The following is a 17,927-nucleotide window of genomic DNA, read 5'->3' as shown; positions in this document are numbered from 1 at the left end:
CTCCTTCCGTCCCTGGGTGCCGGGTTGGTGTTCGGGCTGGCGCTCGCCGCACCGCCCGGTCCGATGAACGCCGTCATCGCCGAGGAGAGCGTCGTCCGCGGGTGGACCGCGGGCGCTCGCGCCGGCCTCGGCGCGATGAGCGCCGACGCGCTGTTTTTCGTCCTCGCGGCGCTCGGTCTCGTCGCGTTCGTCGAGCAGTTCCCGACGGCGCAGGCCGTCATGGTCGGTGCCGGGGGCGTCCTCATGCTCTATTTCGCCTACGGCGCGGCACAGGAGATGGACACCACGTTCCGCGAGGCCGCCGCCCCCGACGAGGACAGCGCCGGCTTCACGAAGGCGTTCGTGCTCGCGCTGACGAACCCCTATCAGATTCTGTTCTGGCTCACTATCGGCGTCGGCCTGCTCGAAACCGGGACCGTCGACGTGCTCGCCCACACGCCCTATCTCGGCGCGTCGCTGTCGAACCTGCTCATCGTCGAGACGGGCAGTCCGGCGCTCATCCTCGGCTTCTTCGGCGGCATCGCGGTCTGGGTAACCGGCTTCCCCGCGGCGCTCGTCGCGGCCGAACAACGCGTCGACTCCTTCGCGCCCGTCGTCGCCGCCGTCAGCGCCGTCGTTCTCGGCGGGTTCGGTGTCGTCTTCATCTGGGACGCGGTGCAGTCGCTCGTGCTCTGACGCGCGGAAAAAATGAGTTTCTGAGCCGCTACATGTCGCCGACGATGTCGTCGGCAATCGTGTTCAGGTAGTTGCTGTGGTCGTCGCCGACCTGTCCCTCAACGTCGTGGTCGGTGTAGTTCCCGGGCGGCGTGTCGCCGTCTTCGAGGCCCGTCTCGCCGAGTGCCTGGTCGAACTCGATGGTGTTGTACACCCACTGCAGCACGTCGTCGGCCTCGTTGTAGTAGTTGTGAACGTGGCCGGTTCGGTCGCGGATGGCCTCGTAGGTGGCCCGCCCTTCTTCCTCCCCGGGAACTTCGTTGTCGGTCGCGGCCCCGAACGGGTGGACGGTCGCCACCTCGTGGCCCGGGTCGGTCCAGTCGCTTCGGCCGTCGAGGGTTCGGAGCGCGCTGAAGACGACCTGCGCGCCGAGCGAGTGGCTGGCGAATCGGAGGGTCGCACCCGGGCAGGCCGCCTTGAGGTCGACGGCGAACTGCGCGAGTTTGCGGCCGTTCGCCTGGGCGATGTCCTGCGACTCGCCCCAGCCGTAGTCCCAGCCGCCGCCCTTGTCGTTGTCCCACGTGTAGCCGACGACCGTCCCGCCGTAGCCGGCGGCGGAGAGTTCGGCGTCGGCCGTCGCTATCTTGTCGAGGGCGGCCGCCTCGGGGTCGTCGCCGTCCTTGTCCCAGCCGTGGACGAACACGGTCAGGTCGGAGGCGCATCCGGCGTCGACGCCGGGCACGTCGCCGGAGGTGTCGTAGCCGCGGGCGGTGTGACCGGACGCGAGCGACCCGTCGTCGTCGAAGTGGTCGCGCGTCGAGACGTGGGGGACCGACGCGGCGGCCGCGGGACCGCTTCCGAGGGCCGCGAGTCCGGAGAGCGCTGCTGCTGTCGTCGCGAGAAACTGCCGTCTGTGTGCCATGGGTTGTCTACCCGCGCGTCTGCGGGTGTCTTTCGTGCGAAGCGGAACGTGATAAATCAAACTACGGTTCGGTACGTTGAGGTATTGTCCCACGAGGCGACCGAAACCGGGCGACAGTCTCGCGGTCGGGGTGGCCGAGCCGGCGGGGTTCGGGCCACCGAGACGAGAAACACTATGAACCGCCGTGGCCGATTTCCGCGTATGTTCGACAAATCGACGTGGATAAAGCTGCCCCGGAGCGTGCTTCAGGGCCACGGCGTGCTCGACGACCTCTCGGCCGCGGTCGACGAGTTGTACCTCTCTGGCAACCCGTTTCTCGTCACGAGCCCGTCGCCGAACCGCATCGCCGGCGACCGGGTTCGCGAGCAGTTCGACGACATCGATTCGGTCTCCTTGGACCGCGCGAGCTTCGAGTCGGTCGAGCGCGTCGTCGACGCGGCCCGCGAGGCCGACGCGGGCTACCTCATCGCCCTCGGCGGCGGCAAGCCCATCGACGTGGCGAAGATGGCCTCCGACCGCCTCGACTGCGGCTTCATCTCGGTCCCGACGGCGGCGAGCCACGACGGCATCGTCTCGGGCCGGTCGTCGATTCCCGAGGGCGACACCCGCCACTCGGTCGCCGCCGACCCGCCGCTCGCGGTCGTCGCAGACACGGAACTGCTCGCGGAGGCCCCGTGGGAACTCACGACCGCCGGCTGCGCCGACATCATCTCGAACTACACCGCGGTCAAAGACTGGGAGCTGGCCCACCGCCTGAAGAACGTCGAGTACTCCGAGTACGCGGGCGCGCTCTCGCAGATGACCGCCGAGATGCTCGTCGGGAGCGCCGACTCCATCAAACCGGGGCTCGAAGAGTCCGCGTGGATCGTGACGAAGGCGCTCGTCTCCTCGGGCGTCGCCATGTCCATCGCCGGCTCCTCGCGGCCCGCGTCGGGCGCGGAACACCTCTTTTCGCACCAGCTCGACCGCATCGCCCCCGGGAGCGCCCTCCACGGCCACCAAGTCGGCGTCGGCTCCATCATGACCGAGTACTTCCACAGCGGCGCGCGCGGCGAGTGGACCGACATCCGCGACGCTCTCTCGACGATGGGCGCGCCGACGACGGCGGACGAACTCGGCATCGACGACGAGACGATTATCGAGGCGCTCACGACCGCCCACGAGATTCGCGACCGCTACACGATTCTCGGCAACGGCGTCAGCGAGGAGGCGGCCATCGAGGCCGCGACCATCACCGGCGTCATCTAAGCCCTCCTTTTTACGCCTCGGGTCGCGGAGCGACCACTCGGCACAAAAACCTGGAGGGAAAAAGCCACGAGACTCGGCCTCCGGCCTCGCTCGTGGTACCGCGCTTTCGTGTCACACGACGTGGTGCTCTCCGAACTCCGTGACACGAGGTTTCGACCGAAGCAAGTCGACTTCGCACAGTCGCTGGGTTGAGTCGAGTCTCGGTAGTACCATTCTCAAACGCCGTCCGGAACCCGAAGACGGAATACGCCGTCTTCCCAACCCCCGCCCATGGCAACTGCGAGCGCAGACAACCCCCTGAAGGAACACCCCGCGGCCGCGACCGCCGTCCTCTCGGTCGTCGGGTACGCCCTCGTCATCGGGACCTTCCTCGGCGTCGTCCCCGGCAGGGTCTTTCCCGACCTGTCGCTCCCACAGGTGAACCTCCTCTCGGACGCCATCGCCGTCGTGAACACGGTGAACGTCCTCGTCATCGCGGCGGGGTGGCGCTGGATTCGCCGCAACGAGGTCCGGAAGCACGCGGCCGCGATGGTCACGTCGTTCGGCCTCATCCTCGTCTTCCTCGTGATGTACCTCACGAAAATCGGCGGCGGCGGCACCAAGGAGTTCGTCGGCCCCGCGTTCGCGTACTACCCGTATCTGGCGATGCTGGCGATTCACATCATCCTCTCTATCGTCTCGGTGCCGGTCGTCCTCTACGCGCTCATCCTCGGGATAACCCACTCCGAGCGCGAACTCCGGACCGAGACGCCCCACCGGAAGGTCGGCCGTATCGCGGCGGGCGCGTGGCTCGTCTCGCTCGCCCTCGGGGTCGTGACGTACCTGCTTCTCAACCACATCTACAGTTGGGAGTACACGGTCACCGCCGTCGAGTCCGCGGGCGCGCTCGTCGCCCCCGCCGTCGGGTTCTGAATCGCGTCGCCGGACCGCGCCCCGTTCCCTCGACGCTCCGGCGGCCGCCCGCGTCGCGTCCTCGAAAACTGTGGATTTTTATTGCGCGGCGTAGTGGCGGCGAATATGCGAGTCGCGCTCGTCTCGATGTACACGACGCACCACGAGGAGACGGGAGCGACCAGACGGCTCCGACGGACGGCCGAACTCCTCGCCGAGCGCGACCACGAGGTCACGGTGCTCTGTGCGAAGTGGTGGGACGGCGACGTTGTCGAGTTCAAACAGGACGAGGTGACCTATCACCGCGTGACCGACGCGCCCTCCGTCGGCGGCTTCGCCTCCCGCGTTCCCTTCGCCCTCCGCGAGGTTTCTCCCGACGTGATTCAGGTCGCGAGCTACCCGCCGTCGCACGTCGCGGCGGTCAGGACCGCGGCGCGGTTCCTCCGGACGCCGGTCGTCGCCGACTGGTGGTCCCGCGACGACCGCGGCGGCTCGCGGGCCTACCGGCGGGCGGCGAAGGCCCCGAACGCCGTCTTGGTCCCCTCCGAGATGGTCCGCACGCAGGTCCGCGAACTCGGCGCGTCGGTCGACGCGACCCACCTCGTCCCCGAACCGATTAGCATGGACCTCGTCCGGAGCGCCGACGCCGAGGAGCGCGCGGACGTGGTGTACGCCCGCGACCTCGACGAGCACGCGAACGTCGAGAGCTTCCTCCTCGCGCTCGCGGAACTCCGAGACAAGGACTGGTCCGCCGCCGTCATCGGCGACGGCCCGGAGCGCTCGACGGCCGAACAGACCGCCCGCGACCTCCGCATCGACGACCGCGTGGAGTTCCTCGGCGAACTCCCCGCGGACGAGGCGGTACCCATCATGAAGGGCGCGCACGTCTTCGCGCAGACGGCGACGGTCGAACCTTTCGCGACGAATCTGCTGTGGGCGCTCGCCTGCGGTTGTGTCTCCATCGTCGAGTATCAGGCCCGCTCGTCGGCCCACGAACTCGTCGAGGGCCGTGAGCGCGGGTCGCTCGTCACGAGTCCGCAGGAACTCGCGGACGAAATCGTCGCCGCCCGCAGGTACGACCACGAGACGGTCGACGACGACTTCGCGAGCTACGACTACCGGCGTGTCATCGAACAGTACGAGTCGGTGTACGAGACCGAGCGCGACGACTACGGCTTCTTCTGACTCGGCCACCGTGCCGGCGGCTGTCGCGGCGGCCGAGGCGGCGAGTGCGGCCGCTCGCGACTGGTAAAAATCGAGAGGAGTGACGACCGCGTCAGTCCTGAACGTCGTAGTCGCCGCCGTACTTCATGAAAAAGTACGCGAGGCCGAGCGTCGCGACCATCGCGAACGTCGTCGCCACGCCGAGGGACTTCGCGCTGTCCGGAACCTGCGGGAGGTTCGAACCGCCGCCACCGCCGGTGGTGACGGTCGGCACGTCGCCGCCGACGGCGACCGCGCCGAGCATGCCGAGCGCCTCGTGGGGCGCGCAGTGGTACTTCGTGATGCCCGCGTCGCCCTCTTCGAAGGTGTACTCGTAGGTGCTGCCGGCCTCGGAGACGGCCGCGCCGGAGTCGAGCGACGCGCCCTCGCTCGCGACGACGTTGTGTCCGCCGCCTTCGCCGGTCCACTCCCACGTCACGGTCGTTCCAGTGTCTATCCAGACGCCAGCCGGGGCGAACGCGAGTGCGCCGCCGTTACCTTCTGCGCCCACTTCGATGGTGACCTCGCTCTGGCCACGGAGGTCTTCGATGCCTCCGTCGATGCCGTCGAGGTAGCCGCCGAAGTCTGGTTCTTCCGTCTGCGCCGCGGCCGTGCCGGAAGTGGCGGCGACCGCCGCGCCGCCAGCGGCCGCCCCGAGGAACGCCCGCCGAGACATATCCGCGTTGCCGTCGGTCATGTCCGCCGCTTGGTGTGGGCCTGTAGTGAATACTTTGGTTCTCGTCCGCCGGTCGGGGGTGCCGCGCCTCGATATAGGGGGGTGTCCACCCGATGTCGGGCGCGCCGCTGGGGGTCGCCTCCCGTGGTCGTCTTCGGGGGTCGCTTACAGCGTGTAGTCGAACTCGCCCGTCTCGCTCTCCAAGAACGCCGTCAGGAGGTCGATGTAGGCGACCACGTCGTCCTCGTGGACGCTCTCGGTGACGGTGTGGAGGTAGCGCGTCGGCATCGAAATCGCGCCGACGGGCTTCGCGCCGTAACTGTTCTGGAAGCCGCCAGTGTCGGTGCCGCCCGCGGGGAGCAGTTCCATCTGGTAGGCGATGTCGTTGTCCTCGGCCACGGCGCGGAGGCGGCGGTGGACCTTCGGGTTGGCGATGGCGCTTGAGTCCTTGAGCTTGATGCCCGCGCCCTCGCCGAGTTTCGTGACGTGGTCCGCGGGGTCGAAGCCGGGCACGTCGTTGGCGACGGTGGTGTCGAGACCGAGTGCGAGGTCTGGGTCGAGGTCGACGCCGAGCGCCTGCGCGCCGCGGAGGCCGACTTCCTCTTGGACCGTCGCGGCGAAGTGGACGGTCACCTCGGGGTTCTCGATGCGCCGGGCGGCCTCCAGCATGGCGAACAGGCAGACGCGGTCGTCGATGGCCTTGCCCGTCACGTGGTTCCCCATGCGGACGGTCGTCTGTTCCATCGTCACGAGGTCGCCGACGGAGACGGTCTCCTCGACGGTCTCGGCGGGCAGGCCGAGGTCGACGTACACGTCCTCGACCTTCGGCTCCTTCTTTTTCTGCTCTTCAGTCAGCGTGTGCGGGGGAACAGAGCCGATGACGCCGGTGAGGTCCTCGTCTTCGGCGTGGACGGTCACGCGCTGGGCCTTCAGGACGCGGGGGTCCCAGCCGCCGAGGGCGTCGAGTTGCAGGAAGCCCTCGTCGTTGACGTGGCGGACCATGAAGCCGATTTCGTCCATGTGGGCGGCGACGGCGACCTCGTAGTCGCCCTCGCCCTCGATGGTGCCGACGACGTTGCCCATCGCGTCGACCCGGACGGTGTCTGTCGTCTCTTCGAGGTCCTCGCGGACGAGCGCGCGGATTCGGTCCTCGTAGCCGGGGACGCCGCTGGTCTCCGTGAGCTGCTTCAGGCGGTCGAAGTCGAAGTCCATGCGAGTGCATGAATTGCCGTTGTAGATAAGTCCATCAGTCCCGGGCGACCGTGCCGACACTCGACCGCCCGCCGCGCCGTCTCGCAAAGAACTCTAAATATATTCATTATTGTTCCGGAACCCTTTTCCACCTCTCTACGTAGGTACACGGTATGTCCGACACCGAATCTCAGCTCCGCGAGCAGTTCATGGACGCCTTCGCGAACGCCGACTTCCCCGTGAAGAACCAGATGTCTCTCGTCCCCGCGCTCCCGAACGGTCCGGGCACGAAGTTCAAGGCCGACGACGTGACCATCACGGCGATGGAGCTGGCCGCCAAGCTCGGCAAGCACCAGGACTTCCCGTACGAGGACCCCGAGAGCCTCGTCGACGACATCATCGCCGGCCTCAAGGCCGAAGACATGATCTGAGTTCGGTCGTCGCGTGACCGAGACGAAACGCGCGCTCTGGGACCGCTTCGTCGACCGGTTCGTCGGCGCCGCGGACCCGATTTCACTTTTCGAGACCGACGCCGACGGGACCGTCGAGACCATCGCGTACGGCCGTTCCGGCCGGCGGACACTCTGCCGCGGCGAGCGCATGGAGCGGCGACTCCGCGAGGCCGGCGGCCGCGTCGTCGCCGACTACGACCGACGCGAGGGCCGCTACGAGGGCCTCGTCTACATGATGTACACCCTCGACGGCGACGAGGTCGTCCCCCGATACCTCGGCAAATGCGGGAAGTTCGGCGCGTCCGGCACCGACCTCAACAGTAACCTGAAGAACGTCGATACCAACGACGGCAAACTCGCGCGCTGGGGCTACGGGAACTACTACCACTTCGGCGACCTCTCGTCGGCCGCCTTCCGCGACGACGGGCCGGGGAAGTACGACCGCTGGCTGGACGCGCTGTTCGCTTCAACCGACCCGCCGCGGCTCCGCGAACCGGTGTACTTCTGGGTCGAACCGTGGGCGGTCGGCACCGAGGGGCCGTACCCCGACACGCGGCCGTACCTCGAAGAACTGGAGTACCAACTCATCGGCATCGCCTTCGAACTGTACCCCGAGCGCCTGCTCAACACCGAGGGCGTGCCGACGAATCCCGAGGCCTACGCGAAGATGCGCGGCTGGACCGACCGCGAGGACACCCGACTTTCGGACTTCTGACACCCAAACCGATTTCTCGTCGCCGGGGCAATTCGAGGTATGCGAACGTACGACATCGAGCGCTACCTGAACATCAGGAGCGCCTACGGCGCGTCCTTCTCGGCCGACGGCGAGCGCCTGTCGTTCCTCATGGACACGACGGGCGTCCCGCAGGTCTGGACGGTCGATTCGCCCGGCGCGTGGCCCGAACAGCGGACGTTCTACGAGGAGCGCGTCACCTTCGCCTCGTGGTCGCCCGAGCGCCCCGAACTCGCCTTCGGCATGGACAAAGGCGGCAACGAGCGCGCGCAGTTGTTCCGACTCGAACCCGACACCGGCGTCATCGAGAACCTGACCGAACACCCGGACGCCAAGCACCGCTGGGGCGGCTGGAGCCACGACGGCGAGCGGTTCGCGTTCACCTCGAACCGCCGCGACAACGCCGTCTTCGACGTGTACGTGCAGGCCCGAGACGGGAGCGGCACCGACGCCGAACTCGTCCACGAGGGCGACGGCTGGCTCACCGTCGGCGGCTTCTCGCCCGACGACTCGAAGCTCATCGTCCAGGAGGCGTACTCGAACTTCGACCAGGACGTGTCGGTCCTCGACCTCGCCACGGGCGAGTTGACCCACCTCACGCCGCATCAGGGGACAGTCCGCTTCCAGAGTCCCGAGTGGGGTCCCGACGGCGAGAACGTCTACATGGTGACCGACCGCGGGAGCGACACGCTCGAACTCGTCCGATACGAACTCGCCTCCGGGGAGTTCACGACCGTCGAGACCGGCGGCGACCACGAACTGGAGGGCATCAGCATCGACCACGACTCGCGGCGACTCGTCTACTCGCGGAACGTCGAGGGGTACACCGAACTCACCTTCGGCGAACTCACCGCGCCCGACCGCATCGACGCGCTCCCCCAGCCTGACCTGCCGAACGGCGTCGCCGGCGGCGTCTCGTTCTCCCCGGACGGCGAGCGCGCCGCGGTCACCGTCACGGCTAGCGCCGACACCGCCAACGTCTACGTGGTCGAGTTGGCCACGGGCGACGCCGAAAGGTGGACGCTCGCGGCGACGGCGGGCATCCCCCGCGATACGTTCGTCCCGCCCGAACTCGTCCGGTACCCGACGTTCGACGGCCGCGACATCCCGGCGTTCTTCACGCTCCCCGAGGAGTCGCCCGAGGGCGAGACCCCCGTCATCGTGGACATCCACGGCGGACCCGAGTCCCAGCGCCGGCCGTCGTTCTCGTCGGTCAAGCAGTACTTCCTCTCGCGGGGCTACGCCTACTTCGAGCCGAACGTCCGCGGCTCCGCGGGCTACGGGAAGGCCTACGGCCACCTCGACGACGTGGAAAACCGGATGGACTCCGTCGCCGACATCGAGGCGGCCGTCGAGTGGCTCCACGACCACCCGGCTGTCGACCCGGACGAAATCGTCGCCATGGGCGGCTCGTACGGCGGATTCATGGTGCTCGCGGCGATGACCGAGTACCCAGACCTCTGGGCCGCCGGCGTCGATATCGTCGGCATCGCCAACTTCGTGACGTTCCTCGAAAACACGGGCGATTGGCGGCGCGAACTCCGCGAGGCGGAGTACGGGTCGCTCGAAGACGACCGCGAGTTCCTCGAATCCATCTCGCCCATCAACAACGTCGAGAAGATTCGCGCGCCGCTTTTCGTCCTCCACGGCGAGAACGACCCGCGGGTGCCGGTCAGCGAGGCCCACCAGCTCGTCGAGGAGGCGAGGGAACACGCCCACGTCCGGGAACTCATCTTCGACGACGAGGGCCACGGCTTCTCCAAACTGGAGAACCGCATCGAGGCATACTCCCAGATAGCCGACTTCCTCGACGAGTACGTCCGGAGCGCGCCCGCCGCGGACGACTGAACTCGGACCTGCCTTATTTTCCGTTAGAGTCAAAGCGCGGGACATCGAATCCCCGTCTATGAGCGCGGACTCCGAACAGCGAACGATCCGGTGTCTCATCGCCAAGGTGGGACTGGACGGCCACGACCGCGGTGCACACGTCATCTCTCGCGCCTTCCGCGACGCGGGATTCGAAGTCATCTACTCGGGGCTACACCGGGCCCCGGACGAGATTATCCAGGCAACGGTCCAAGAGGACGTGGACGTGCTGGGCATCTCTATCCTCTCCGGCGCGCACAACACGCTCGTTCCGAAGGTGATGGCCGGCCTCGAAGAGTACGGCGCGCTCGACGACACGCTCGTCATCGTCGGCGGCATCATCCCCGAAGAAGACCGGCCGGGGCTCCTCGAACAGGGCGTCGACGCCATCTTCGGTCCCGGGACGCCGATGCAGGAGACCATCGACTTCGTGAAGGAAAACGCGCCCGAGCGACCGTGACGATGAGTCGGGCGGTCGAATCCGACCTCGTCAAGCGACTCCTCGACGGCGAGCACCGGGCGCTCGCGCGGGCCATCACGAAAATCGAGTCGCAGTCGCCGGGCTACCGAGACATCGTCTCGGAACTCCACGCGCACACGGGCGACGCGTCCGTCGTCGGCATCACGGGCAGTCCGGGTGCCGGCAAATCGACGCTCGTGGACAAACTGGCGAAGCACTACCGCGACCAGGGCGAGACGGTCGGCGTCATCGCCGTGGATCCCTCCTCGCCGTACACCGGCGGGGCCGTCCTCGGCGACCGCATCCGAATGGCCTCGAACGTCGGCGACATGGACGTGTTCTTCCGGTCGATGAGCGCTCGCGGCCAGCTCGGCGGCCTCTCGACCGCCACCGCGGACGCCGTGAAGGCGCTCGACGCCTTCGGGAAAGACCGCATCATCATCGAGACGGTCGGCGCGGGGCAAAACGAGGTTGACGTGGTGAAGACCGCGGACACGGTCGTCGTCCTCGTCCAGCCCGGCAGCGGCGACGACGTGCAGATGCTCAAGGCGGGCATCCTCGAAATCGGCGACCTGTTCGTCGTCAACAAGGCCGACATGGAGGGCGCGTCGCGTACCGTCGCCGAACTGCAGGAGATGATTCACCTCCGCGACGACCCGCGGGCGAACCTCGATACGGGCCACCACGGGGCCGACGCGTTCGACGACGGGCCGGACGCGGCAGACGGCCACGGTCCCGACGACGCCGACGCCGACGCCGACGAACCGCCAGTCTGGACGCCGCAGGTCCTCGAAACCGTCGCCACGACCGGCGAGGGAATCGACGAGTTGGTCGAGATGTTGGACGAGCACCGCGACTACCTCGACGCCTCCGGCGAGTTGGCGGAGAAGGCTCGCAAGCGCGCGGGAGAGGAGATTCGACAGCTCCTCCGAAGCGACGTGAACCGACTCCTCGAAGCCGAACTCGACCGACGCGGCGGGGTCGAGGAGTTCGCCGAGGCCGTCGTCGAAAAGGAGACCGACCCCTACGCAGTCGCAGAAGACGTGCTCGAACCGTTCCGGGAGTGTCTGGACGGTCGAGACGACTAACGCTGAGACGACCGCGACTCGGGCGGGTCGCTCGCCGCGTGCTGCGTTCCGCCCGTTGCCCGTCGCCCGTCACCCCGCCACGGGCGGGCGAATTAAGGCCACCGCGCACCATCTACGTGACATGAAACTCCGACGAGCCATCGGACTGGCCGCAGCGGGCGTCGGTCTCGCCGCCGCGACCAACGCCGCCCTCTCGAAACGCGTAGGGCCTCTCGAACCGCCGCTCTCCGGAAACCACGGGACGTATCGCTGGCGCGGCATGGACGTGTCGTACGTCGAAGCCGGCGACGAGGACGACCCGACGCTCGTCCTCCTCCACGGCATCAACGCCGCGGGGTCGTCCGGCGAGTTCCGCGAGGTGTTCTCGGCCCTCGCCGAGGACTACCACGTCGTCGCGCCCGACCTCCCCGGGTTCGGGCTTTCGGACCGGCCGGCGCTGTACTACTCGCCCGCGCTCTACGAGGACTTCGTCGGCGACTTCCTCGCCGAGTACGACGACCCCGCGGTCGTCGCCTCGTCGCTCACCGCAGCCTACGCCGTCGCCGCCGCGGAGCGAGACGACGTGTCGGTCTCGCGGTTCGTCCTCGTCTGTCCCACGTCGCGCGGCGGGCCCGACCCGAAGGAGTGGCTCCGCGAACTCGTCCGCGCGCCGGTCGTCGGCGAGGCGCTGTTCAACGTCATCGCCTCCCGGCCGTCGATTCGCTACTTCAACGCCGACCACGGCTACTACGACCCCGAGAAGGCGGGCGAGGAGTGGCAGGAGTACGAGTGGCGCACCGCCCATCAGGAGGGCGCGCGCTTCGCGCCGGCGTCGTTCATCTCCGGCTACCTCAACACCGACATTGACCTCGGCGAGGCGCTGTCGGCGCTCGACGTGCCGACGACGCTCGTCTGGGGCCGCGAGAGCGACATCACGCCGCTGAAGCGGGGGCGCGACCTCGCGGACGCGGCCGACTGCACGCTCGTCGTCTTCGACGACGCGATGTTGCTCCCGCACGTCGAGTTCCCGAACGCCTTCGTCGATACCGTCCGCGACGCCCTCGACTGAGCGACGCGTCCCGGCCGCAACACAATCCGTGATTTGAAGCGATGTTCGACTCCCTCTCTCTGTTCTCGCTGTTCCTGTACGGAGCTATCGGGCTCCTCGCGGCCGGCTTCTGGGCGTGGCTCCTCGGTTCGTACGTCTTCGGCTGGCGCTCACCGCTGGAGGCCGTCGAGGCGCGCGAGAAATAACGTGCGGCGAGCGCGGCGCTACTCGCTCGCGGGCCGGAACACGAGCAACCGCTCGTCGGTCGTCGCGTTCTCGCCCACGTCTATCGAGACGGTCGTGCCGAGGTCGACCTCGTCGGCGGGGAGGTCGCGGACGACGCCCGTGAGTTTGACGGGACCGAACGACGCGATTGCCGTCACGTAGGGCGCTTCGTCGGCGAAGTTCGGCGCGGGGACGTGTACCTCGGTGAAGGTGCGTATCTCGCCCGTCTCCGGGAGCGGTTCCGCCGTCAACTCGGCCGCGCCGCAATGCGGACAGGAGCGCCGCGGCGGGAGCGAGCCGTGGCCGTCCGGACACGCGAGATAGCAGCCCTCCCCGTCCGCGATTGCGGCCAGCCACTCGTCGTAGCCGGTGTCGGTCATCGGTCCACCTCCAGGACGTGGACGACCGCGCTGGCGACGGTGCCACCCGCGTTGTGGGTGACGCCGACCCGAGCGTCGGGGACGGCGTCGCTGTTGCCGTGGTCGCCGCGGAGGAGCTTCGTCATCTCGACGATTTGGGCGGTCCCCGTCGCGCCGACGGGGTGGCCCTTCGCCTTGAGACCGCCCGAGAGGTTCACCGGAAGGTCGCCGTCGCGGGTCGTCTCGCCGCGGGCGGCCGCGCCGACTCCCTCGCCGTGGTCGTAGAGGCCGAGCGACTCGAGCGCGAGCACCTCGGCGATGGTGAAGCAGTCGTGGACCTCGGCCACGTCCACGTCGTCGGGACCGATGCCGGCGTCCGCGTAGGCGGCGTCGGCGGCCTTCGTCGCGGCGGGCGTCCGCGCGAGGTGGGGCCTGTCTTGGAGCGCCGCCTTGTCGCCGCCCTGTCCCGACCCGGTGACGGAGACGGGCGCGTCGAGGTCGTGTCGCTCGGCGTAGTCGTCGCTGACGAGGACGACCGCGCTCGCGCCGTCGGTGATGGGACAGGCGTCGTAGAGTGTGAGCGGGTCGGCGACGACGGGGCTCTCGAGCGCGTCCTCGACGGTAATTTCGCGGTGGAACTGCGCGTAGTCGTTCTGCATCGCGTTGGCGTGGTTCTTCACCGCGATGTGCGCGAGGTCCTCGTTGTCGCCGCCGAAGGCGTCGAAGTACGCGCGGGCCATGAGCGCGTACGCGCCGGGGAACGTGACGCCCGCACGGACCTCGAACAGTTCGTCCGCGGCGATGGCGAGCGACTGGGTCACCTCGGCGGTCCCGAGGTTGTTCATGCGTTCCATGCCGCCGGCGAGGACCACGTCGGCCGCGCCACTCCGAATCGTCGCGACGGCCTGCCGGAAGGCGACGCCCGCGGAGGCACAGGCCTGCTCGTAGCGGGTCGCGGGGCAGTCGAGGCCGGCGGCCTCGGCCATGACCGGCCCCTGATGGCCCTGCTTCTCGGCGAGTTCGCCCATGAAGTTGCCGTAGAAGATTTCCTCGTAGTCGTCGCGGGAGACGCCGGCGTCCTCACGGGCGGCGAGGGCGGCCTCCGCGAACAGGTCGCGGCCGGTTCGCTCGGGGTGGCTGCCGAACTTCGTCAGTCCGACCCCGGCGATTCGCACGTCAGTCATGAATGAACGTACGTGATAGATGGTCCTTGAACCTGCCGTTCGCCCGTGGGTCGCGTCGCGGTTCGGCCCCGCTTGTTCGCCGTCGCGGCCGCGACGCCCTGAGGTGAGTGCCTCGCCGATGTCGGCCGATTTTTCCGCCTCGCCACCGCCGCGTTTTCGCCCCATCGCAACGGTTACCACGGCCCCGCGAGACGGTCCACTATGAGTGACTGGATAGGCGACACGTTCACCAGCGAGGTCGGCTGGAACCACCTGGAGACGCTCGTCGACATCGGCAACCGAATGGCCGGTTCACCCGGCGAGCGCGAGGCGATGGAGGCGACCCGCGACGCACTCGAACGCGTCGGCGCGCGCAACGCCCGCATCGACCCCTTCGAGATTCAGGGCTGGGAACGCGGCGACAGCGCCCTCTACGCCGCCGACACCACGCAGGACTGCATCGCACTCCCGCGCAGTCCCGCCGGCACCGCGAGCGGCGAACTGGTCGACCTCGGTTACGGCCTGCCCGAGGACTTCGACCGCGACCTCTCGGGGAAGGTCGTCGTCGTCTCCACGACGGTGCCCGACCACTACGACCGCTTCATCCACCGCCGCGAGAAGTACTACTACGCCGTCGAGGCCGGCGCGGCCGCGTTCGTCTTCGCCAACCACGTCCCCGGCCAACTCCCGCCCACGGGGAGCGTCGGTACCGCAGAGGCCCCCATCGGCGACATCCCCGCGGTCGGCGTGAGCAAAGAGGTCGGCGCGCGCCTCCGCCGCCGGTTCGACGGTGACGAGGTGACCGTCGACGTGACCTGCGAAGTGCCCGCGGCCGAAAGCGGGAACGTCCACGCCGAACTCGGTCCCGACACTGACGAGGAGGTACTCGTCACGAGCCACCTCGACGCCCACGACATCGCCGAGGGCGCGATGGACAACGGCGCGGGCACCGCGATGGTGGTCGAGGTCGCCCGCGCGCTCGCCGCCCGCGAGGACGAACTCGACACGCGCGTCCGCTTCGTCTGCTTCGGCGCGGAGGAAGTCGGCCTCGTCGGCTCCGAGTACGAGGCCGACCGCCTCGGCGACGACCGGGCAAACGTGAAGGCCATCGTCAACAACGACGGCGTCGTCGCCGGGCGGACGCTCAAGCTCACGACTCACGGCTTCGACGAACTCGGAACCGCCGCCGAGACGGTTGCCGAGCGGTTCGACCACGACGTTTCGTCGCTCCCCGAACAGCTCCCACACAGCGACCACTGGCCGTTCGTCGCCCACGGCGTCCCGGCGTACATGGTCGGGAGCGAGAAGGAAGGCCGCGGCCGCGGCTGGGGCCACACCCACGCCGACACCATCGAGAAACTGGAGTCGCGGACGCTCCGAGAGCAGGCGATTCTCCTGACGGAACTGACCGTCGAACTCGCCGACGCAGACCGCGAGATACCCCACGCCGACCCCGCGGACATCGCGGCGGCGCTCGAAGCCGAAGACCAAGCGGAAGGCATGAAAGTCACCGGCGACTGGCCGTTCTGAGGCGTCGGCGACTCACAGTACTCGTCCGGCCCGTCCGGCCCGTCCGGCCTGCGTCGCCCATCGCCGGACCGAACCACGAGGGCTTTTATTCGCCGCGGCGTAGCACGGGACGATGCTACGGGGGCTCGCCGCAGGTGGACGACGATGAGATTCGGTATCGTCGGTGACGACTCGGTCGCCACCGCCGTCAGAGCGGCCGGTGCGTCGGTCGAACCGGAGCCGGCCGACGCGGACGCCGTCGTCGCCGTCGGCGAGGCGGCGCTCTCGGCGGTCGCCCTCGGCTCCGAGTGGTCGTGCCCGGTCGTCCCCGTCGACTGCGGCGCGCCGTGGTCGACCCCGCGCCGCGACCTCGAATCGCGACTGTCCACGGTCGCCGCGGGTGACGGTCGGGTCGTCGACCACCCGACGCTCTCGCTCCGCGTCGGCGGCGACGCGGCGGGTCGCGCGCTCCTCGACGCGATGCTCGTCACGAGCGAACCGGCGCATATCTCCGAGTACGGCGTCGCCCACGCGGAGGCCGCGGTCCCCTTCTCGTCCGAACCGACCGACGAGTCGCGCGCGGCGGCGCGCTGGACGCCGGTCGACGAGTTCCGCGCCGACGGCGTCGTCGTCGCCACGCCGCTCGGGAGTTCCGGCTACGCGCGCGCCGCTGGCGGCGCGGTCGTCGGTCCCGCCGCTGGACTCGCCGTCGTGCCCGTCTCACCGTACGCGACCCAGACGAACTCGTGGGTCCTCCAGCCGCCCGTCCGACTATCGGTCGAACGCGACGACGCGCCCGTCTCGCTCGTCGCCGACGACGAGGTCGTCCGGGAAGTCCACCCGTCGGAGTCGGTTGTCATCGACCGCGACGGGAGCGTTCCGCTTCTCGTCGAGTGAGCGCCTCGCTCGGCCGTGATTCCGGACCCCGAGCAGCGGCGCTCGGCGTCGTCGAAAATACGTGTTCCTCGTGAGCGGTGCGAACGCGGCGACGCGGAGAAGAAAGCGCCGCGAGCTTAGACGATGAGGTTCCAGTAGTCCGCGACGAGGAAGAAGAGGCTCTGGAACGCCGCGTACAGGAGCACGAGCGTTGCAGCGACGAGCGAGCCGTTCGGGCGTTCGAGCGGCTTGTCGGTGCGGGCTTCGACCTTGCGCGCTTCGAACTCGAAGAAGTCGGTGACGAACATCCCGACGACCAGCACGGTCAGCACCATGCCGCCGTGCGGCTCGACGAGCAGGTAGAGGAACGAGGTCAGGACGAGCGCGCCCGAACTAATCGAGTGCGGGAGGTATCGGGAGATGGCCTCCTCACCGCCTTCCTCGGCCTGTTTGACGTGCGACCGGTGACCGAGGAAGCGCGTCGCGAAGTTCGCAAGCACGAGCACGAGCGCCACGTGCGGGACGACCGGTTCGACCGCCGCCAACTGGTCGAGCGGAACGAGGAACTGTAGTGGGTGCATACAGGACCGTCGGAGCGAGACTCATTAGAGTTTTTCCAATCCGACGCGGGGCGCGGCGGGGAGTGCACCCGCTATCGTGAGGGACGTTTCGGCGATTCGAATCGAGATGAGAGGAGAACGGCCCGCGCCGCGTCGGCTTACTGCGCGTTGCGGCGCTCTTCGAGCGCGGACATAATCTGGTGGCCCGCAGGGATGAGCACCCAGAAGGTGAGCGCGCCGAGGAGCGCGAACCAGAGGAACACGTCCATCAGCGTGACGGCGATGATGTTGAACAGTCCCTCGGTCGCGCCGGACGACAGCGGCTCGATGAGCTGTTGTGTGCTCTCGAAACTGCTCGTCCGGTACCACGACGCGAGCACCAGCCACGCGAGTCCGGACCCGGTCAGGATACCCAGACCCTTGATGAATTCGTCAGCCATTGTTCGAGTCTTCGCCGGAGTCCTCTTGAGACTTTCCCATTCCTTGGGCGCGAAACCGGGTGCCGAGCGTGTAGACGACCGCGCCGAACGCGATGATGCCGAGTCCGAAGACCGCGAGGGCCGTGCTCAGCAAACCGTCGGCGACGCCGATTCCGAGCGCGCCCAGCACGCCGGCGATGACCGCCCGGAGGGCACTCACTTGGAGCGTCGCGGCGTCGAGGAAGACGAAGCCGAGGACCACGCTGACGACGGCGATGAGCGTCGAGAAGACGGTAATCGTCTTGTAGAGCCGCATGGGGACGACGATGTCGCGCCGGCCGCGGCGTCCGCGCCGCGCTCCGTCGGCGTCGCCGGTTCGACCGGTTGCGTCGCTATCTGTCATTA

General features: G+C 68.4%; 21 protein-coding genes. 13 read left to right on the top strand and 8 right to left on the bottom strand.

The genetic code is table 11. The features are described 5' to 3' along the window. Positions 1 to 27: 27 nt before the first annotated feature. Positions 28 to 675, top strand: coding sequence for a LysE family translocator (locus C5B90_RS03565; protein ID WP_115880555.1), 648 nt, complete (start codon positions 28 to 30; stop codon positions 673 to 675). Between the two features lie 28 nt (positions 676 to 703). On the opposite strand, the gene C5B90_RS03560 is transcribed toward C5B90_RS03565, so the two are convergent. Then, positions 704 to 1,576 carry an alpha/beta hydrolase gene (locus tag C5B90_RS03560; protein ID WP_115879144.1) on the bottom strand — a complete coding sequence of 291 codons (873 nt, stop codon included), beginning with the start codon at positions 1,574 to 1,576 and terminating at the stop codon, positions 704 to 706. Between the two features lie 201 nt (positions 1,577 to 1,777). Here C5B90_RS03560 and C5B90_RS03555 point away from each other — a divergent pair, with 201 nt between their 5' ends. The 3 genes from C5B90_RS03555 to C5B90_RS03545 all read left to right on the top strand — a co-directional run bounded on the left by C5B90_RS03555 (position 1,778) and on the right by C5B90_RS03545 (position 4,900). After that, a complete protein-coding gene (locus tag C5B90_RS03555) occupies positions 1,778 to 2,824 on the top strand; it encodes an NAD(P)-dependent glycerol-1-phosphate dehydrogenase (protein ID WP_115879142.1) in 1,047 nt (348 codons plus the stop codon). A 270-nt stretch (positions 2,825 to 3,094) separates the two neighbouring features. Next, positions 3,095 to 3,736 (top strand): DUF420 domain-containing protein, encoded by a 642-nt coding sequence (locus tag C5B90_RS03550; RefSeq protein WP_115879140.1) that lies wholly within the window; start codon positions 3,095 to 3,097, stop codon positions 3,734 to 3,736. A gap of 105 nt (positions 3,737 to 3,841) precedes the next feature. Then, a complete protein-coding gene (locus C5B90_RS03545; RefSeq protein WP_115879138.1) occupies positions 3,842 to 4,900 on the top strand; it encodes a glycosyltransferase family 4 protein in 1,059 nt (352 codons plus the stop codon). Positions 4,901 to 4,991: 91 nt separating this feature from the next. Here the strand turns inward: C5B90_RS03545 and C5B90_RS03540 are convergent, their stop codons facing one another. Both C5B90_RS03540 and C5B90_RS03535 read right to left on the bottom strand, forming a co-directional pair. Further along, entirely contained in the window at positions 4,992 to 5,615 is a 624-nt protein-coding gene (locus tag C5B90_RS03540; RefSeq protein WP_115879136.1) for a halocyanin domain-containing protein, read from the bottom strand. Between the two features lie 144 nt (positions 5,616 to 5,759). Next, complete coding sequence (locus tag C5B90_RS03535) at positions 5,760 to 6,806, bottom strand: M42 family metallopeptidase (RefSeq protein ID WP_115879134.1); 1,047 nt, start codon at positions 6,804 to 6,806, stop codon at positions 5,760 to 5,762. A 152-nt stretch (positions 6,807 to 6,958) separates the two neighbouring features. Here C5B90_RS03535 and C5B90_RS03530 point away from each other — a divergent pair, with 152 nt between their 5' ends. The 7 genes from C5B90_RS03530 (at position 6,959) to C5B90_RS20715 (ending at position 12,617) form a co-directional block, all read left to right on the top strand. Continuing rightward, positions 6,959 to 7,216 (top strand): MTH865 family protein, encoded by a 258-nt coding sequence (locus C5B90_RS03530; protein ID WP_058565845.1) that lies wholly within the window; start codon positions 6,959 to 6,961, stop codon positions 7,214 to 7,216. Positions 7,217 to 7,229: 13 nt separating this feature from the next. Beyond that, positions 7,230 to 7,952 carry a hypothetical protein gene (locus C5B90_RS03525; RefSeq protein WP_115879132.1) on the top strand — a complete coding sequence of 241 codons (723 nt, stop codon included), beginning with the start codon at positions 7,230 to 7,232 and terminating at the stop codon, positions 7,950 to 7,952. A 39-nt stretch (positions 7,953 to 7,991) separates the two neighbouring features. Continuing rightward, positions 7,992 to 9,818 carry a S9 family peptidase gene (locus tag C5B90_RS03520; RefSeq protein ID WP_115879130.1) on the top strand — a complete coding sequence of 609 codons (1,827 nt, stop codon included), beginning with the start codon at positions 7,992 to 7,994 and terminating at the stop codon, positions 9,816 to 9,818. A gap of 58 nt (positions 9,819 to 9,876) precedes the next feature. Then, positions 9,877 to 10,296 carry a cobalamin B12-binding domain-containing protein gene (locus C5B90_RS03515; protein WP_115879128.1) on the top strand — a complete coding sequence of 140 codons (420 nt, stop codon included), beginning with the start codon at positions 9,877 to 9,879 and terminating at the stop codon, positions 10,294 to 10,296. Between the two features lie 2 nt (positions 10,297 to 10,298). Continuing rightward, positions 10,299 to 11,384 carry a methylmalonyl Co-A mutase-associated GTPase MeaB gene (meaB, locus tag C5B90_RS03510; RefSeq protein ID WP_115879126.1) on the top strand — a complete coding sequence of 362 codons (1,086 nt, stop codon included), beginning with the start codon at positions 10,299 to 10,301 and terminating at the stop codon, positions 11,382 to 11,384. 121 nt (positions 11,385 to 11,505) lie between these two features. Then, positions 11,506 to 12,432, top strand: a complete 927-nt coding sequence (locus C5B90_RS03505; RefSeq protein WP_115879124.1) for an alpha/beta fold hydrolase — start codon at positions 11,506 to 11,508, stop codon at positions 12,430 to 12,432. A 41-nt stretch (positions 12,433 to 12,473) separates the two neighbouring features. Beyond that, positions 12,474 to 12,617, top strand: a complete 144-nt coding sequence (locus C5B90_RS20715; RefSeq protein ID WP_199517432.1) for a hypothetical protein — start codon at positions 12,474 to 12,476, stop codon at positions 12,615 to 12,617. An 18-nt stretch (positions 12,618 to 12,635) separates the two neighbouring features. Here C5B90_RS20715 and C5B90_RS03500 read toward each other — a convergent pair whose 3' ends face one another. Together C5B90_RS03500 and C5B90_RS03495 are read right to left on the bottom strand one after the other, a co-directional pair. Continuing rightward, entirely contained in the window at positions 12,636 to 13,016 is a 381-nt protein-coding gene (locus C5B90_RS03500; RefSeq protein ID WP_115879122.1) for a Zn-ribbon domain-containing OB-fold protein, read from the bottom strand. After that, complete coding sequence (locus C5B90_RS03495) at positions 13,013 to 14,179, bottom strand: thiolase domain-containing protein (RefSeq protein ID WP_115880553.1); 1,167 nt, start codon at positions 14,177 to 14,179, stop codon at positions 13,013 to 13,015. Before C5B90_RS03495 ends, C5B90_RS03500 begins: the two co-directional genes overlap by 4 nt. Positions 14,180 to 14,380: 201 nt before the next feature. On the opposite strand from C5B90_RS03495, the gene C5B90_RS03490 reads away from it, so the two are divergent. Together C5B90_RS03490 and C5B90_RS03485 are read left to right on the top strand one after the other, a co-directional pair. Continuing rightward, a complete protein-coding gene (locus C5B90_RS03490; RefSeq protein WP_115879120.1) occupies positions 14,381 to 15,688 on the top strand; it encodes a M28 family peptidase in 1,308 nt (435 codons plus the stop codon). Positions 15,689 to 15,832: 144 nt separating this feature from the next. Further along, a complete protein-coding gene (locus tag C5B90_RS03485; protein WP_115879118.1) occupies positions 15,833 to 16,564 on the top strand; it encodes an NAD(+)/NADH kinase in 732 nt (243 codons plus the stop codon). Between the two features lie 116 nt (positions 16,565 to 16,680). Here the strand turns inward: C5B90_RS03485 and C5B90_RS03480 are convergent, their stop codons facing one another. From C5B90_RS03480 to C5B90_RS03470, 3 genes are all read right to left on the bottom strand, one after another. Beyond that, complete coding sequence (locus tag C5B90_RS03480; protein WP_058828057.1) at positions 16,681 to 17,124, bottom strand: hypothetical protein; 444 nt, start codon at positions 17,122 to 17,124, stop codon at positions 16,681 to 16,683. A 137-nt stretch (positions 17,125 to 17,261) separates the two neighbouring features. Further along, a complete protein-coding gene (locus C5B90_RS03475) occupies positions 17,262 to 17,543 on the bottom strand; it encodes a hypothetical protein (RefSeq protein WP_004972591.1) in 282 nt (93 codons plus the stop codon). Continuing rightward, positions 17,536 to 17,925, bottom strand: a complete 390-nt coding sequence (locus tag C5B90_RS03470; RefSeq protein WP_115879116.1) for a hypothetical protein — start codon at positions 17,923 to 17,925, stop codon at positions 17,536 to 17,538. Before C5B90_RS03470 ends, C5B90_RS03475 begins: the two co-directional genes overlap by 8 nt. Between the last annotated feature and the right edge of the window lie 2 nt (positions 17,926 to 17,927).

Origin of the sequence: Haloferax sp. Atlit-12N (assembly GCF_003383095.1) — an archaeon.
Classification (GTDB): Archaea; Halobacteriota; Halobacteria; order Halobacteriales; family Haloferacaceae; genus Haloferax.
This window is presented reverse-complemented; position numbering and strand designations above follow the sequence as displayed.

Bases quoted from the DNA above. Each gene is read 5' to 3' on its own strand.
- C5B90_RS03555 (WP_115879142.1), top strand. From the start codon at position 1,778: ATGTTCGACAAATCGACGTGGATAAAGCTGCCCCGGAGCGTGCTTCAG.
- C5B90_RS03470 (WP_115879116.1), bottom strand. From the start codon at position 17,925: ATGACAGATAGCGACGCAACCGGTCGAACCGGCGACGCCGACGGAGCG.
- C5B90_RS03495 (WP_115880553.1), bottom strand. From the start codon at position 14,179: ATGACTGACGTGCGAATCGCCGGGGTCGGACTGACGAAGTTCGGCAGC.
- C5B90_RS03560 (WP_115879144.1), bottom strand. From the start codon at position 1,576: ATGGCACACAGACGGCAGTTTCTCGCGACGACAGCAGCAGCGCTCTCC.
- C5B90_RS20715 (WP_199517432.1), top strand. From the start codon at position 12,474: ATGTTCGACTCCCTCTCTCTGTTCTCGCTGTTCCTGTACGGAGCTATC.
- meaB (WP_115879126.1), top strand. From the start codon at position 10,299: ATGAGTCGGGCGGTCGAATCCGACCTCGTCAAGCGACTCCTCGACGGC.
- C5B90_RS03515 (WP_115879128.1), top strand. From the start codon at position 9,877: ATGAGCGCGGACTCCGAACAGCGAACGATCCGGTGTCTCATCGCCAAG.
- C5B90_RS03490 (WP_115879120.1), top strand. From the start codon at position 14,381: ATGAGTGACTGGATAGGCGACACGTTCACCAGCGAGGTCGGCTGGAAC.
- C5B90_RS03545 (WP_115879138.1), top strand. From the start codon at position 3,842: ATGCGAGTCGCGCTCGTCTCGATGTACACGACGCACCACGAGGAGACG.
- C5B90_RS03480 (WP_058828057.1), bottom strand. From the start codon at position 17,124: ATGCACCCACTACAGTTCCTCGTTCCGCTCGACCAGTTGGCGGCGGTC.
- C5B90_RS03485 (WP_115879118.1), top strand. From the start codon at position 15,833: ATGAGATTCGGTATCGTCGGTGACGACTCGGTCGCCACCGCCGTCAGA.
- C5B90_RS03520 (WP_115879130.1), top strand. From the start codon at position 7,992: ATGCGAACGTACGACATCGAGCGCTACCTGAACATCAGGAGCGCCTAC.
- C5B90_RS03475 (WP_004972591.1), bottom strand. From the start codon at position 17,543: ATGGCTGACGAATTCATCAAGGGTCTGGGTATCCTGACCGGGTCCGGA.
- C5B90_RS03550 (WP_115879140.1), top strand. From the start codon at position 3,095: ATGGCAACTGCGAGCGCAGACAACCCCCTGAAGGAACACCCCGCGGCC.
- C5B90_RS03530 (WP_058565845.1), top strand. From the start codon at position 6,959: ATGTCCGACACCGAATCTCAGCTCCGCGAGCAGTTCATGGACGCCTTC.
- C5B90_RS03505 (WP_115879124.1), top strand. From the start codon at position 11,506: ATGAAACTCCGACGAGCCATCGGACTGGCCGCAGCGGGCGTCGGTCTC.
- C5B90_RS03535 (WP_115879134.1), bottom strand. From the start codon at position 6,806: ATGGACTTCGACTTCGACCGCCTGAAGCAGCTCACGGAGACCAGCGGC.
- C5B90_RS03500 (WP_115879122.1), bottom strand. From the start codon at position 13,016: ATGACCGACACCGGCTACGACGAGTGGCTGGCCGCAATCGCGGACGGG.
- C5B90_RS03540 (WP_115879136.1), bottom strand. From the start codon at position 5,615: ATGACCGACGGCAACGCGGATATGTCTCGGCGGGCGTTCCTCGGGGCG.